Here is a 13,045-nt window from a genome sequence, read left to right on the forward strand (position 1 = left end):
CGGGCGCCTAGAGGTTCTTCAGCTCACTGCCCGGGGTGGCGATGTCAGCTGTTGCCTCGGTCTCGGCCATCCGCTTCGCTTGGCGGCGTTCACGGCGTTTGTCATTCATCAGGCAGATGCCGATGGCGGCGAAAAAGAGCACCAGAAGTGGACCGGCCAACATAAACATTGAAATCGCGTCCGCCCCCGGGGCGGCGATGGCGGCAAGGACGAATACCAGGAACACCGTGATGCGCCAGGCCTGGAGGATGGTGCGGCCGGAGATGATGCCGGCCATGTTAATGCCTACCAGAACCACGGGCACCAGGAAGGCGACACCCAGAACCAGCACCATCCGGGTCACGAACTCAATGTACGTCCGGGCATCAATGACGCTGGAGGAACCCTCCGGCGTGAACTGGGTCAGGGCATGGACAACCTGGGGCACCACAATCCAGCCGGCATAGATGCCTGCCAGGAACAGCGGGACCGCAGCCGCCATGTAGCCCAGCGTGTAGCGTCGCTCCTTGGATGTCAGGCCCGGGGTGATAAAGGCCCAAAGCTGGTAGATCCAGATCGGGCTGGAAATGACCACGCCGATAAGCAGTGACATTTGGAGCTTGAAATCAAACGGGGACGCAATGCTGCCGAAGTTGATGGCAGCAAGCCCGCCGGTCTGCTCCGATATACGGGTGACCGGCTCGGCCAGTGCCTTCAGCAGCGGATCGTAAAGTATCCAGCCTCCGATGCCGCCTATGACGACGCCAATAGCCGACTTGATCAGCCGGTTCTTCAGCTCTTTGAGGTGGTCCCAAAGAGCCATGCGCCCTTCGGGGTTGGCTTTACGGGACCGCGACAGTGCCACTGGGGTCAGGCGCGGTTCGACGGCGGAACGTCAGTGCCGTCTGTCGGCTCGCCGGGCTTCGCCTTGGGGTGGTTGACGATGGTGCCTTCCACCGGGCCTGATGCATCGGTGGTGTCCGTCTTGCCGTCGTTCTTCATTTCCTTGACCTCGGATTTGATGATCCGCATGGACTGGCCAAGGCTGCGCGCCATGGCCGGAAGCTTGGGGGCGGCGAAGAGAAGCAAAGCGACGATGATAATAATAACGATGGGCCAGGGGCCTTCAAAGAGTCTTCCCACGGGAATTCCTTTCCTCTAAATACATCCTACTTCTATGTGAAGTCGAGATCGCCGAGGGCCTGCGGCTGGCCCCGGTCCGTCTTGCGCTGCACCCGCCGAAGGCGGCGCTGTTCCCGGCGGGACGACTTGGATGCCTCGTAATCATGTCGCATGACGGCGGGCGAGGCAAAAACGGCGGAGCCAGGCTGCGGCCCGGCAGGGCCGGGGCTGGCGGCGGGTTCTTCACTGGGGGCGATGTGCTCCAACTTTTCTCCGGCCGCACTAAGGTCCTTGACGGTCGCCATGAACTGGCGGAACAGCCGGATGCCCAGCAGGACATAAAAAAGGAGCGACAGCGCAACAAGCGCCACCCATATCAGGATCCAGGATCACCAAGGCATGCTGAGAAGTCTAGCCGCCGTACCTGGCCAGGGAGGCCGCAAGCCAGTTTCTGGCCGCGTCCGCCAGGTCAGCCGGAGCCAGGATGCGGGCCGAACCGCCGTGCTGGGCCACGAACATCGGCAGCCAGTCGGTGTTGCCGAAGCGGATTTCGGCCACCAGCCCGCCGTCGTCGAGCTCGGCCGTGCGCTCCGCGTAGTAGTCGTCCGCGAGCCCCCTCCCCTGCCGGGTGAGCTGGACGGTCACCACCGTATCGTCGTCCCTGGGCGTGAAAAGCTTCGCCGGGACGCCCTCTGAAGGCTTGGTTGCGGCGGAGATGGGCAGGCCGTTGGGGTGGAGATCCTGAACCCGGTCCAGCCTGAAATTCCGCACGTCTTCCACTGAGTGGCAGTAGGCCTCGAAGTACCAGATGTTGTCCAGCGAGTACAGTCGCAGCGGATCAACGTCCCGCTCAGACACCGTGTCCCGCTGCGGGGACAAGTACGTCAGGCGCAGCTGGGCCCGGGACTCTATGGCCTGCCTGACGGTGGCATGCGTCGCTGCCTCCGCGGGTGCTACTTCCGGGCCCGCCACCGAAGCCGCCCGAAGCCCTTCCTCGCCGGCGGCCGCCAGCAGTTTGAGGGTCACCGATTCCAGGGCGCCGCCCTCTGCCACCCCCGGCAGCCCATTCAGTGATTCCAGCCCGGTCAGGAGGGCACAGGCTTCCTCCACCGTGAAGCGGACCGGCTTCTTCAGGTCCAGATCCTGGGTGATGTAGACGTGGTCGTTTTCCCACTGGATGTCGAGCAGATCGTCGGGGTAACCCTCCGGGAGCCCTGAACAGATGAGGATTTGCAGATCATCCTCCAGCTCCTTCCTGCTGATGCCGAAATGCTCCGCAACGTCCTGGATGTGCAGGCCCTGGTGGTGCACCAGGAAGGGCACCAGCTCCAGCATGCGCTTGAGCTGGTCCTCGGAGGTGCGTACACGCACAGGCCGGGCAGGTGCCGCAGCAAACCGGAAGGCGGGAGCCGGCGCGTTGCTGAAGTCGGCAGCTGCGCGGAGCCGGCGCCGGACGGCGTCGGCCAGTTCGGCTGGAGCCACGGCAAGGGCATCGGGTCCGTAGGAGGCAAGCTCTTCCGCTAGGCTCTCCGGATCCCTGTATTGCAGGCTGAACCGGTCGTAGCCTGGCTCAGGCCGGGGCAAGGGTCCGTATTCCTGAAGGGTCGCCTGTGCCGCATCCTCCATTGCCACACCGCGTCGCCGCAGTGCCAGGAGGCGTCCTGCGCGGACGTCCACGACGGCGGTGCGGAGCGGCAGTTCGGGCAGGCGTTCCAGTTCCTGGCGGATATTGAAGTCGCGCGGAGGGTTGAACTGCTCGCGTTCGAGGGTTGCCACCGCGCTGGTGAAGCGGGAGAGCCGGAATTGGCGGGGCGCTTTCCTGGCGCGGTCATAACCCATGAGGTACCAGTGGCCGAAGCGGCTTCCCAGGCCCCAGGGCTCCACCGTCCGTTGTTCTTCGCTGCCCGTACTGCCCGCGAGGTAGGTGAACGCGACGGGATGCCTGGCGTGCATGGCCGCAAGGAGGTCGTCAAAGGCCTGGCCTGCGGGCTTGATGCGCGGCTGGACCCCGGGGGGCAGTTGGACGTCTGCGGCTGCACCGGACGCCTGCAGCTTCCGCAACGCGCTCTGGGCTGCGGCGCCGAGCGCCGCACGTTCCCAGAGCTGGGAGGCCAGGAGCAGGACGGTCCACTCTTCGGGGCCCAGTTCCACGTCCGGAAGACGGTTGGACTCCTTGCCGATCCGGTACCGGGTGGTTGCGGGATCATCCTCGCTCCAGCCCAGGTCCGTCAGGGTCTCCACGTCAAAGCCGAACTTGCGAAGATCGGCTTTGTCCCGCTCGAACATCCGGCCAAAGGACGCTTCGTTGCCGGGAATGGCGCGGTAGACCGTGTTCCGCAGTTCGCTGCGGCGCAGGCCGTACTTTGTATTGAGCAGCGCGATCAGCAGGTTAAGGAGGCGTTCAGTACGGGATGCGGACACTCTGGTTACGTTACTAAACTCCGCGCCGGAACGCAGGAAGCGCGGCAGCAACAGGACAGCTGGGTCCTGTTGCCGCCGCGCTTCGAGAAGTTCGGGGAGTCTGGGGTCAGCGCACTGCTACCAGGTCAACCACGAAGATCAGGGCTTCATTGGGCTTGATGGCTCCACCGGCGCCACGGGAACCGTAGGCAAGCTCGGAGGGGATTTCAAGCCGACGGCGGCCGCCCACCTTCATGCCCAGCAGGCCCTGGTCCCAGCCCTGGATAACCTGGCCAACGCCTACCCTGAAGTCCAGCGGAGCGCCGCGGCCCCAGGAAGCGTCGAATTCCTCGCCGGTGGACCAGGCGACGCCCACATAGTGCGTTGAGACGGTGTCCCCGGCCTGGGCTTCACGGCCGTCCCCCTCAATGAGGTCGGTGATAACGAGTTCCGTGGGGACATCTCCTTCGGGAAAATCGATCTCGGGCTTCTGGCGGTCAAAGTCCCGTTGTCCAAATGACATGGTTGCTCCTAGGTGTCTGGCAGATGGTGTGCTGCTGTTGGATGCCGCGGCGAAGGCCGGGCCTGTTGCCATTGTTGCTACTTGGCTCCGAGGATGTCCACTACGAAGACAAGGTCGCCCTTGGCCTCGCCCTGGCCTGCCTCGCCGTAAGCCAGGTCCTTGGGGATGACCAGCAGGACGCGGGAGCCCACGGTCTTGCCGGCCAGGCCCTGGGTCCAGCCCTTGATCACGCCGGTGAGCGGGAAAGTTGCCGGCTCGCCACGGTCAAAGCTGGAGTCGAACTTGGTTCCGCCTGCCAGGGTGACCCCGACGTAGTTCACGGTCAGGGTGTCGGTTTCCTTAACCGTGGCGCCGGTGCCCTTGATCAGGTCCTGGGAGACCAGGGCAGTGGGAGCAGCAACGCCTTCCACCGAGATCTCGGGGACGCCGTCCTTTTCAGTGACGGTGGGCAGGCCTGCGGGCGGGGTGACTGTTTCACCTTCGGGCTTCTCCAGTGCAGGGGTCACGTCTGTTGCAGAAAGAATTTTGATAATCAGCAGCTGCGTGGGCTGGGCTGCAGGAGACGGGGCGGGGCTGGCGCCGTCAGAGGGGCTGGGGGCAGTTGCGCCCTGCTGGCCGGGCACAGCCAGTGCAAGGCTGGAACCTACCTTCGCGCCAACGAACGCGTTGTAGATGACCTCGCTGCCGGTCTTCAGTTCCTCGTTCAGTTCGAGCGGTTCGGGCTTGCTGGCGAATGTATCCTCCAGCGTGGACCCGTCGCTGCCGTTCAGGGCGAGGATTGAGATGTTGGCGATCTGGTTGGCCTTCACTGGTTCGCCGCTGCCCTCGGTGACCACCTTGATGGTGGGATCAGCAACTTCCAGCGGCTTGTCGAATTCCACGCCAGGGGCCTTTTTGTCCCCGTTGTCAGTCAGTTTGAGGGAGTCGAACTTCGCAGTCTCGCCAGCAGACTTGCTGGTGGGTTCCGGCCCTGCCGAAGAACCGCCGCAGGCGGTCAACAGCAGCAGAGCGGGAAGAAGGATTGCTAGTAGTCGGCGCACGTAAGAAAACTTTCGTCGGGGCAGGATGGAGGCGGCGAACCGCACCTGAGCGGGCAGCACCGCGGAAGGGCCCGATTAAAGGCCCTATCCAGAATAGCCCCCGAACCTGAGTGTCAGCCCATAGAGTCCAGAAGAGCGTCCACCCGGTCATCGACACTGCGGAACGGATCCTTGCACAGGATGGTCTGGTGGGCCCGGTCATTCAGTTTCAGGTGCACCCAGTCCACGGTGTAGTCCCGGCCCAGTTCCTGGGCCCGGCGGACGAAATCACCACGAAGTTTCGCCCGCGTTGTTTGCGGGGGTGCGTCCACGGCATCCTTGATGACGGTATCGTCCACGATCCGCCGCACTGCCCCCCGGGACTGCAGCAGGTAATACAGACCCCGGCTGCGGGAAATGTCATGGTAGGTGAGGTCCAGCTGGGCTATGCGCGGGGCGTCCAGGCCCAGCCCGTGGCGTTCGCGGTAATTGTCCATTAGCTTCTTCTTGATGGCCCAGTCGATCTCCGTGTCAATGCCGCGGGTGTCACCGCTTTCGATGGCCTTCAGGGTCCGCTCCCACAGGTCAAGGATCAAGGGAACATGCGGGTTGTGCGCGCCGTGCTCTTTGACGAACGCCGTCACTTTGGTCAGGTATTCCTGCTGGATCTCCAATGCCGTCAGTTGGCGCCCGTTGGCTAGCCGGACCAATGCCCGGCCGCTGAGGTCGTGGGAGATTTCACGGATGCTCCGGATGGGGTTTTCCATCCGCATGTCCCGCATGATCACCCCGGCCTCGATCATGCGCAGGACCAGATCCACCGTGCCCACTTTCATCAGAGCCGTGGCTTCGGACATGTTCGAGTCGCCGACAATAACGTGCAGCCGCCGGTAGAACTCGGCGTCCGCGTGCGGCTCGTCCCTGGTATTGATGATGGGCCGTGACCGTGTGGTGGCCGATGACACCCCTTCCCAGATATGGTCCGCGCGCTGGGAAAAGGCGAAGGTGGCCCCATGCGGGGTCTTGAGGATCTTCCCCGCCCCGGCAATAAGCTGCCGCGTAACCAGGAAGGGAATCAGGATCTCGGCGAGCCTGGAGAATTCCCCGCGGCGCGGAATCAGGTAGTTCTCGTGGCTGCCGTAGGAGTTCCCTGCCGAGTCCGTGTTGTTCTTGAAAAGGTAGACCGTGCCGTTGAAGCCCTCTGCCGCGAGCCGTGCCTGGGCCTCGTCCACCAGGTCATCGAGGATCAGTTCTCCAGCGCGGTCATGGGCGATCAACTGTGCGAGGTCGTCACACTCGGCTGTGGCATATTCGGGGTGGGACCCTACATCCAGGTAAAGCCGTGAGCCGTTTGTGAGGAAGACGTTGGATGACCGGCCCCAGCTGACCACTTTGCGGAAGAGGTACCGGGCCACCTCCTCCGGGGCAAGAGGCCTCGAGTCGGGGCTGGAATACGAAATCCCGAATTCCGTTTCGATACCGAAGATTCTCTTGTCCATGGTTCCTCCTAGGCCAGCAGTGCAGTGATATCCGCGTCGTCAAGCCGGCGGAAAGCGCGCCGTGAACCGCGTGAACTCTCCGACTGCCTGTCCAGGACGGCAACTTCCACCGCCGTGGCCGGCAATGCCTTCGGCTGGGCATCAGACTCGGTGGCCGGGACGAGGGCCGCCATGGCCAGCCGGAGGGCATCGGCAAAGCTGAGCGAACTGCGCCAGCCCTCATCGATGGCTGACGACACCTTGTCCGCCTGTCCGCCCATCACTACGAACTGGTGTTCGTCCGCGATGGAACCATCGAAAGTCAGCCGGTAGAGATGGTCCTCAGCCTGCGTGGGACCTACCTCCGCTACTGCCAGTTCCACCTCGAAGGGCTTCTGTTCTGCGGTGAACACGGCGCCCAGGCTTTGTGCGTAAACACTGGCCAGCCCGCGGGCGGTGACGTCCTCGCGGTCATAGGAATAGCCGCGGACATCGGCATACCGCACGCCGGCCTGCCGGAGGCTTTCGAATTCGTTGTATTTTCCGACGGCGGCGAATGCGATTTTGTCGTAAATTTCGCCGATCTTGTGCAGGGATGGCGAGGGGTTCTCGGCTACCAGCGCGATGCCGTCCGCGCAGCTGATCACTGCGACAGAGCGGCCGCGGGCGATGCCCTTCCGTGCGAAATCCGCACGGTCCTTCATCAGCTGCTCAGGTGATACATAAAACTGTTGTGTCATTCTCAGGCCTCCCGCCCAGCGTTGGTGCGGGATTCGATGACGTTGGTAGCCGCGGCAGCGAGCTCGTTCTCTGCCACCCGCCGCGCACCCGTCCTGTCGACGGTGTAAACCACTGGCCACAGCTTCCGGACGGTGTCCGGGCCGCCGGTGGCGGAATCGTCGTCGGCCGCATCGTAGAGGGCTTCGACGGCGACGGCGACGGCTTCGGCCTCGTTCAGGTTGGGCCGCCACAGCTTCTTCAGGGCGCCCCGGGCAAAGACCGAACCCGAGCCCACCGTATGGTGCTCGTGCTCTTCGTACCTGCCGCCCGTGACGTCGTAGGAGAAAAGCCTCCCGACTCCGGCACTGGTGTCGAAGCCGGCGAAGAGCGGCACTACGGCGAGCCCCTGCAGGGCCAGGGGCAGATTGCCGCGGATCATTGCTCCCAGCCGGTTGGCTTTGCCTTCAAGGCTGAGCAGCGTCCCCTCGATCTTCTCGTAGTGTTCGAGTTCCACCTGGAACAGGCGGGTGAGGTCTATGGCGATGCCGGCAGTGCCGGCGATCCCCAGGACGGAGTAACGGTCCGCGGGGAAGACTTTTTCAATGTGCCTGCTGGCAATCACGTTGCCCATGGTGGCCCGCCGGTCCCCCGCCATCAGCACACCGCCGGCATAGCTCAACGCGACGATGGTGGTGGCATGCGGCACCTGCAGCGGAGCGGCGCCGGGCGCAGCCGCCTGGAGTCCCCTGTTATAAGGCAGGAGCTCGGGCCGGTCCCGTTGCAGATGTTCGGTGAAGGACGAGGTGGCGTTGGCGGCTACCCGGTTGGCGGTTGATTCCTGCACTCATGCACTCCTTGAACGTAGTTCTTCAACGTCGGTACAGATTCCGGCCGGCCGCGGCTTCCGCCACCCTCCGGTCCGGGTTACTGGCCGCCTTTTTGGACGAAGGCGCGCACGAACTCCTCGGCGTTGGATTCCAGCACTCCATCGATTTCGTCGAGAAGGTCATCGACGCCTTCGGTGGCTGCTGATGCCTGTGCTTCGGGCGGCGCCGGGGGTGCCTCGGGGATGTCCTCGTCGACCTGGGTGTCGCGCGATTGCGGCTGCTGCTGCTCCTGGCCTGCCATTGTTACCTCTCCCTTTCCTGTCGTCAGATCCGGCGGATCTTCCGATATGCCCATCCTGCCACGAAGCGGTCCGTCCGGCGCGGTTTATGCCGCAGGCGGAGCGGTGCTGTGTCCCAGCAGCTCTCCGAGGAACGGGCCCGCTTCCCGGTAGCGTTCGAACAACGCTCCGGTCAAACCTTTGGTTCCTTTCAACGGTTCCCGGGTGGGCACGCGCTGGAGCCTGCCGTAGCCCGGGACGTCGAAGATGACGGAGTCCCAGCTGGCCCCCACCACGTCCTTGCCGAAGCTGCTTACGCACTTCCCCCGGAAGAACGCGCGGGTGTCCGACGGCGGCTCTGCCACCGCCGCTGCTATGGCCGCGTCGTCGACGATCCTGTCCATGCGGTTCCTGGCCAGGAGACGGTAGTAGAGGCCTTTCTCGGGCCTGATGTCCGCCCATTGGAGGTCGATCAGCCCCAGCCTGGCATCGTTCCACTGAAGTCCGTCGCGGTCGCGGTAACCCTCCAGGAGGGAGAGCTTGGCAACCCATTCCACGGAGCTGGCGGCAGCCGCCCGGTCGTTGTCCAGCTGGGTGAGCACCATGGCCCAGCGGTCCAATACGTCGTGTGTGTGCCCGTCACCGTCCAGGGCGTCGCCCACGCCGGTGTCCTGCGCCAGCTTGGCCGCTGCCTCGTGGTACATCCATTGCAGGTCCATGGCAGTAACCCGCCTGCCGTCCATGAGCCGGACGGTGGCGGTCAGGGAGGTATCGTGGCTGATGGCCTGTAGGGCGGAGACGGGTTCGTGGACCTCGATCTTCGGTGCAAGACCTGCCTCGATCAGGCTGAGGACCAGGGAAGTGGTCCCGAATTTAAGGTAGTTGGAGACCTGGCTGAGGTTGGCGTCGCCAATGATCACGTGCAGGCGCCGGTACTTGTCCGCGGTCGCGTGCGGCTCGTCCCTGGTGTTGATAATGGGACGCCGGATGGTGGTTTCCAGGCCCACTTCGGCTTCGAAGAAGTCGGCCCGCTGGCTGATTTGGTAACCCGGGGCGGATGCATCCTGGCCAATCCCTACCCGGCCGGATCCACAAAGGATCTGCCGGCTGACGAAAAAGGGCGTCAGGCCCCGGACGATGTCTCCAAAGGGTACCGACCGTGGCATGAGGTAGTTCTCGTGCGAGCCGTAGGACACGGACTTATTGTCCGTGTTGTTTTTGTACAGGTTCACCGGCGGCAGGTCGGGGTCTGCCGCCAGTCGCCTTACCGTGGCCAGGGCAACGAGGTCTCCCGCCGCGTCCCAGGTGACGGCGTCCCGCGGGTTGGTCACCTCGGGGCTTGAGTACTCGGGGTGTGCGTGGTCCACGTACAGCCTGGCCCCGTTGCCGAGGACCATGTTCATGAGGAGCGTGCCGGACTCGTCCTGCCCGTCGAGCTCCAGCTCCTCCCGGCCGTAGGCCAGTGCCACCGCTTCCGCATCCAGTACCGGTGGCTGGTCAGTGAGTTGGCTGGGGTGCGCGGAGGCCCTGTCCACAGTCCAGCCGCGGGCGTCGTGCAGGGGCTCTTCGTCCGTATAGTCCCACCGCGTTTCCGCCCCGCCGGCGGCACGCTGGCGTGTTACCTGGGCATACGCCTGCACTACGCGGGCGCTCATCATGGTGGCGTTGGCAGACGGGGCGGACGGGGCATGGATGCCGTATTCGGTTTCTGCTCCCATGACACGCATGGCCCCGCCCACGGGGAGGGCGCCCCCGGCGGCGGGTTCCTGCGCTGCCGTCATAGATACTGCCCTGTGGTTGGCATTGTTTCGATCGACTTTCCTGGCTCCTGGCCCGCCTTGCCCTGGACGATGGTGCGGATGTAAGTGATCCGCTCGCCCTTCTTGCCCGAGATACGTGCCCAGTCGTCCGGATTCGTGGTGTTGGGCATATCTTCGTGCTCGCGGAATTCGTCCACCACGGCACGGAGCAGGTGCTCGATCCGAAGCCCCTTCTGGTGGGTGGTGAGGAGGTCCTTGATAGCGTACTTCTTGGCCCGGTCCACCACGTTCTGGACCACGGCGCCGGAGTTGAAGTCCTTGAAGTACAGCATTTCGGTATCACCGTTGGCGTACGTGACTTCCAGGAATTCATTGGACTTGTCCGTGGAGTACATGGCTTCCACGGTGCGCTGGACCATGGCGTCCACTGTGGCCTGGACGTCGCCGTTGTGCTCGGCGAGGTCGGACTCGTGGAACGGCAGGTCCGTGGTGATGTACTTGTTAAAGATGTCAGCGGCCGCCTCGGCATCCGGACGGTGGATCTTGACCTTGACGTCCAGCCGGCCGGGCCGAAGGATGGCGGGGTCGATCATGTCCTCGCGGTTGGACGCACCAATGACGATGACGTTGTCCAGCCGCTCAACGCCGTCGATCTCGCTCAGCAGCTGGGGCACGATGGTTGTTTCGACGTCGGAGGAAATCCCCGTGCCGCGCGTGCGGAACAGCGAATCCATCTCGTCGAAAAACACCACGACGGGGCTGCCGTCGGACGCCTTCTCCCGTGCGCGGGAAAAGATGAGGCGGATGTGCCGTTCGGTTTCGCCCACGTACTTGTCCAGGAGTTCGGGGCCCTTGATGTTCAGGAAGTAGCTCTTGAGGTCCACGTTTCCCGAGCGCTCTGCCGCGCGGGCGGCCAGCGAATTGGCCACCGCCTTGGCAATGAGGGTCTTCCCGCAGCCGGGAGGGCCGTAGAGCAGGATGCCCTTGGGCGCCTTCAGCCCGTGTTCCCGGTAAAGGTCAGGGTGCAGGAACGGCAGTTCCACGGCGTCGCGGATCTGCTCGATCTGCGGCCCGAGCCCGCCGATATCCTCGTACGTGATGTCCGGGACCTCTTCGAGGACCAGGTTCTCCACCTCGGACCGGGGCACTTTCTCCAGCGCGTACCCGGTCCTGGAGTCGATCGAGAGGGCATCGCCCACGCGGAGCTTTTCGGCCAGGAGCGCTCCGGACAGCCGGACCACCCGCTCTTCGTCGGCCCGTCCCACCACGAGGACGCGGTCGGCGCCGAGCATTTCCTTCAGGGTGGCCAGTTCACCTGCGCGCTCATAGCCAAGCCCGGCCACGACGAGCAGTGCTTCGTTGAGCAGGACTTCCTGGCCCACCGCCAGCTGGTTGATGTTCACCAGCGGGCTGATGCCCACCCGCATCTTCCGGCCGGCATTAAAGATGTCCACCGATTCTTCAGTGGCAGCCTGCCCGCTGTTGCCCGGAGAGGGCTGGCGCCGCGGGTTCAGCTGGAGAATGGTGCCAAAGCTGTAGGGAGGTTGTCCTTCCTGGTCCAACGCGTTCTTCAGCCGGAGAATCTCGGCTTTCGCGGCTTCAAGCATGGTGACCAGCTTGGTATTGTTCTGCGTTGCCGCGGCCAACTGCCGGTCGATGTGCCTGAGCTTGTCCCGGAGGATGTTGACCTGGCGGTCGGCAACCGAGAGGTCGTTGGCGGCAGACTGCTCTGCCGGTGTACGTCCGGAGTCCTGGTTTGGCGTCTCCATGATGTATCAGCCCCTTCCTGCGCTTCTATTAAGACCTTAGCCCCAAGATGGCAGGTAGGGATGGAGACTCCCGAAATATGGACTAGATCTTGATCTAAGGCGTGTCCACGACGTTCGTGCCCGCAATGGCGTCCCTGGCGGCGCGCCGGAGCTTCTTGTCTGAGACCAGCCGCTCCCCTACCGCTCCGGGTGTCCAGGCATTGACATCCTCTTCGTTGAAGTCCGTCTTCGAAGGGCGGCGCTTGACGGAGATGCCCGTGACGCCGTCGGCCAGCCGGCGTGTGACCAACAGGAATCCGGTGTGGGCCACCATCCGGTGATCCGGGCGGACGGCGAGTCCCTCGAGGTGCCAGCCGCGAACCATGGACTCCCAGGCATCGGGTTCGGTGAACCGGCCATCGGCGCGGATGGCCTCGGCTGTCCGGGACAGTTGGGTGACGGTGGCCACATAGTTGATCCAGACGCCGCCCGGCGCGAGGACCGTTGCCACGGCGTCCAGGCATTCCCAGGGAGCGAGCATATCCAGGACCACACGGTCCACCGAGCCGGGCTCCTCTGTCCGGACAACTTCCTCCTGGAAGTCACCAAGGGTGATCTGCCACGCCGGGTGGGGGCCGCCGAAGATGGTCTCGACGTTTCCGCGGGCGATGTCCGCGAATTCTTCACGCCGTTCGAAGGAGTGCAGGTACCCGTTGTCGCCAACGGCCCTGAGCAGTGAGATGGACAGGGCGCCGGAGCCCACTCCCGCCTCCACTACCCTTGCGCCGGGAAAGATGTCCGCCATGGTGATGATCTGGCCGGCATCTTTGGGATAGACAACGGCAGCGCCGCGGGGCATGGAGAGGACGAAGTCCGAGAGCAGCGGGCGCAGCGTCTGGTACTGCTGGCCAACGTTGTTCACCACAACGGAGCCGTCCACCTTGCCGATGATGTCATCGTGGTTCAGGAATCCGCGGTGGGTGTGGAAGGCGCCGCCACGTTCAAGGGTGACGGTGTTCATCCGGCCGCGCTCGTCCGTCAGCTGGACGCGTTCTCCTTCACGGAAGGGGCCGCGGCGGCGGGCAGCTCCCACCGGCTGCGAGGCTCCGGGGCCAACACCGGGTTGGGCTGCCGCGGCGGCTTCGTTGACGGCAGTTTCGCTGCTCATGATTTTCCTCGCTCCTGTAAAAC

13 protein-coding genes are annotated in these 13,045 nt (G+C 64.1%); all 13 read right to left on the reverse strand.

Translation table 11 applies throughout. The features are described from left to right. Nucleotides 1-7: 7 nt before the first annotated feature. Nucleotides 8-802 carry a twin-arginine translocase subunit TatC gene (gene tatC / locus QF038_RS10130; protein ID WP_307610031.1) on the reverse strand — a complete coding sequence of 265 codons (795 nt, stop codon included), beginning with the start codon at nt 800-802 and terminating at the stop codon, nt 8-10. A gap of 47 nt (nt 803-849) precedes the next feature. Beyond that, nucleotides 850-1,122, reverse strand: a complete 273-nt coding sequence (gene tatA / locus QF038_RS10135) for a Sec-independent protein translocase subunit TatA (protein ID WP_307610032.1) — start codon at nt 1,120-1,122, stop codon at nt 850-852. Nucleotides 1,123-1,154: 32 nt separating this feature from the next. Further along, the gene (locus tag QF038_RS10140) at nt 1,155-1,484 is read right to left on the reverse strand and encodes a hypothetical protein (RefSeq protein WP_307613442.1); all 330 of its coding nucleotides are present in this window, start codon (nt 1,482-1,484) and stop codon (nt 1,155-1,157) included. A 28-nt stretch (nt 1,485-1,512) separates the two neighbouring features. After that, on the reverse strand, nt 1,513-3,522 hold the full coding sequence (locus tag QF038_RS10145; RefSeq protein ID WP_307610033.1) for a YafY family protein: 2,010 nt from the start codon (nt 3,520-3,522) through the stop codon (nt 1,513-1,515). Nucleotides 3,523-3,628: 106 nt separating this feature from the next. Further along, a complete protein-coding gene (locus tag QF038_RS10150) occupies nt 3,629-4,024 on the reverse strand; it encodes an FKBP-type peptidyl-prolyl cis-trans isomerase (RefSeq protein WP_091418899.1) in 396 nt (131 codons plus the stop codon). 77 nt (nt 4,025-4,101) lie between these two features. After that, nucleotides 4,102-5,064 (reverse strand): FKBP-type peptidyl-prolyl cis-trans isomerase, encoded by a 963-nt coding sequence (locus tag QF038_RS10155; RefSeq protein WP_307610034.1) that lies wholly within the window; start codon nt 5,062-5,064, stop codon nt 4,102-4,104. 113 nt (nt 5,065-5,177) lie between these two features. After that, nucleotides 5,178-6,542 (reverse strand): Pup--protein ligase, encoded by a 1,365-nt coding sequence (pafA, locus tag QF038_RS10160; RefSeq protein ID WP_091418897.1) that lies wholly within the window; start codon nt 6,540-6,542, stop codon nt 5,178-5,180. 8 nt (nt 6,543-6,550) lie between these two features. Further along, the gene (gene prcA, locus QF038_RS10165) at nt 6,551-7,261 is read right to left on the reverse strand and encodes a proteasome subunit alpha (protein WP_091418895.1); all 711 of its coding nucleotides are present in this window, start codon (nt 7,259-7,261) and stop codon (nt 6,551-6,553) included. 2 nt (nt 7,262-7,263) lie between these two features. Beyond that, a complete protein-coding gene (prcB, locus tag QF038_RS10170; protein WP_307610035.1) occupies nt 7,264-8,085 on the reverse strand; it encodes a proteasome subunit beta in 822 nt (273 codons plus the stop codon). An 80-nt stretch (nt 8,086-8,165) separates the two neighbouring features. Further along, nucleotides 8,166-8,369, reverse strand: coding sequence for a ubiquitin-like protein Pup (locus tag QF038_RS10175; protein ID WP_050055252.1), 204 nt, complete (start codon nt 8,367-8,369; stop codon nt 8,166-8,168). 84 nt (nt 8,370-8,453) lie between these two features. Then, complete coding sequence (dop, locus tag QF038_RS10180) at nt 8,454-10,127, reverse strand: depupylase/deamidase Dop (protein WP_307610036.1); 1,674 nt, start codon at nt 10,125-10,127, stop codon at nt 8,454-8,456. Next, nucleotides 10,124-11,875, reverse strand: a complete 1,752-nt coding sequence (arc, locus tag QF038_RS10185; protein WP_091418888.1) for a proteasome ATPase — start codon at nt 11,873-11,875, stop codon at nt 10,124-10,126. Before arc ends, dop begins: the two co-directional genes overlap by 4 nt. A gap of 94 nt (nt 11,876-11,969) precedes the next feature. Then, a complete protein-coding gene (locus QF038_RS10190) occupies nt 11,970-13,022 on the reverse strand; it encodes a tRNA (adenine-N1)-methyltransferase (RefSeq protein ID WP_307610037.1) in 1,053 nt (350 codons plus the stop codon). Nucleotides 13,023-13,045: the final 23 nt, after the last annotated feature.

It is taken from the genome of Pseudarthrobacter sp. W1I19 (assembly GCF_030817835.1).
In the GTDB taxonomy this organism is placed as follows: Bacteria; Actinomycetota; Actinomycetes; order Actinomycetales; family Micrococcaceae; genus Arthrobacter.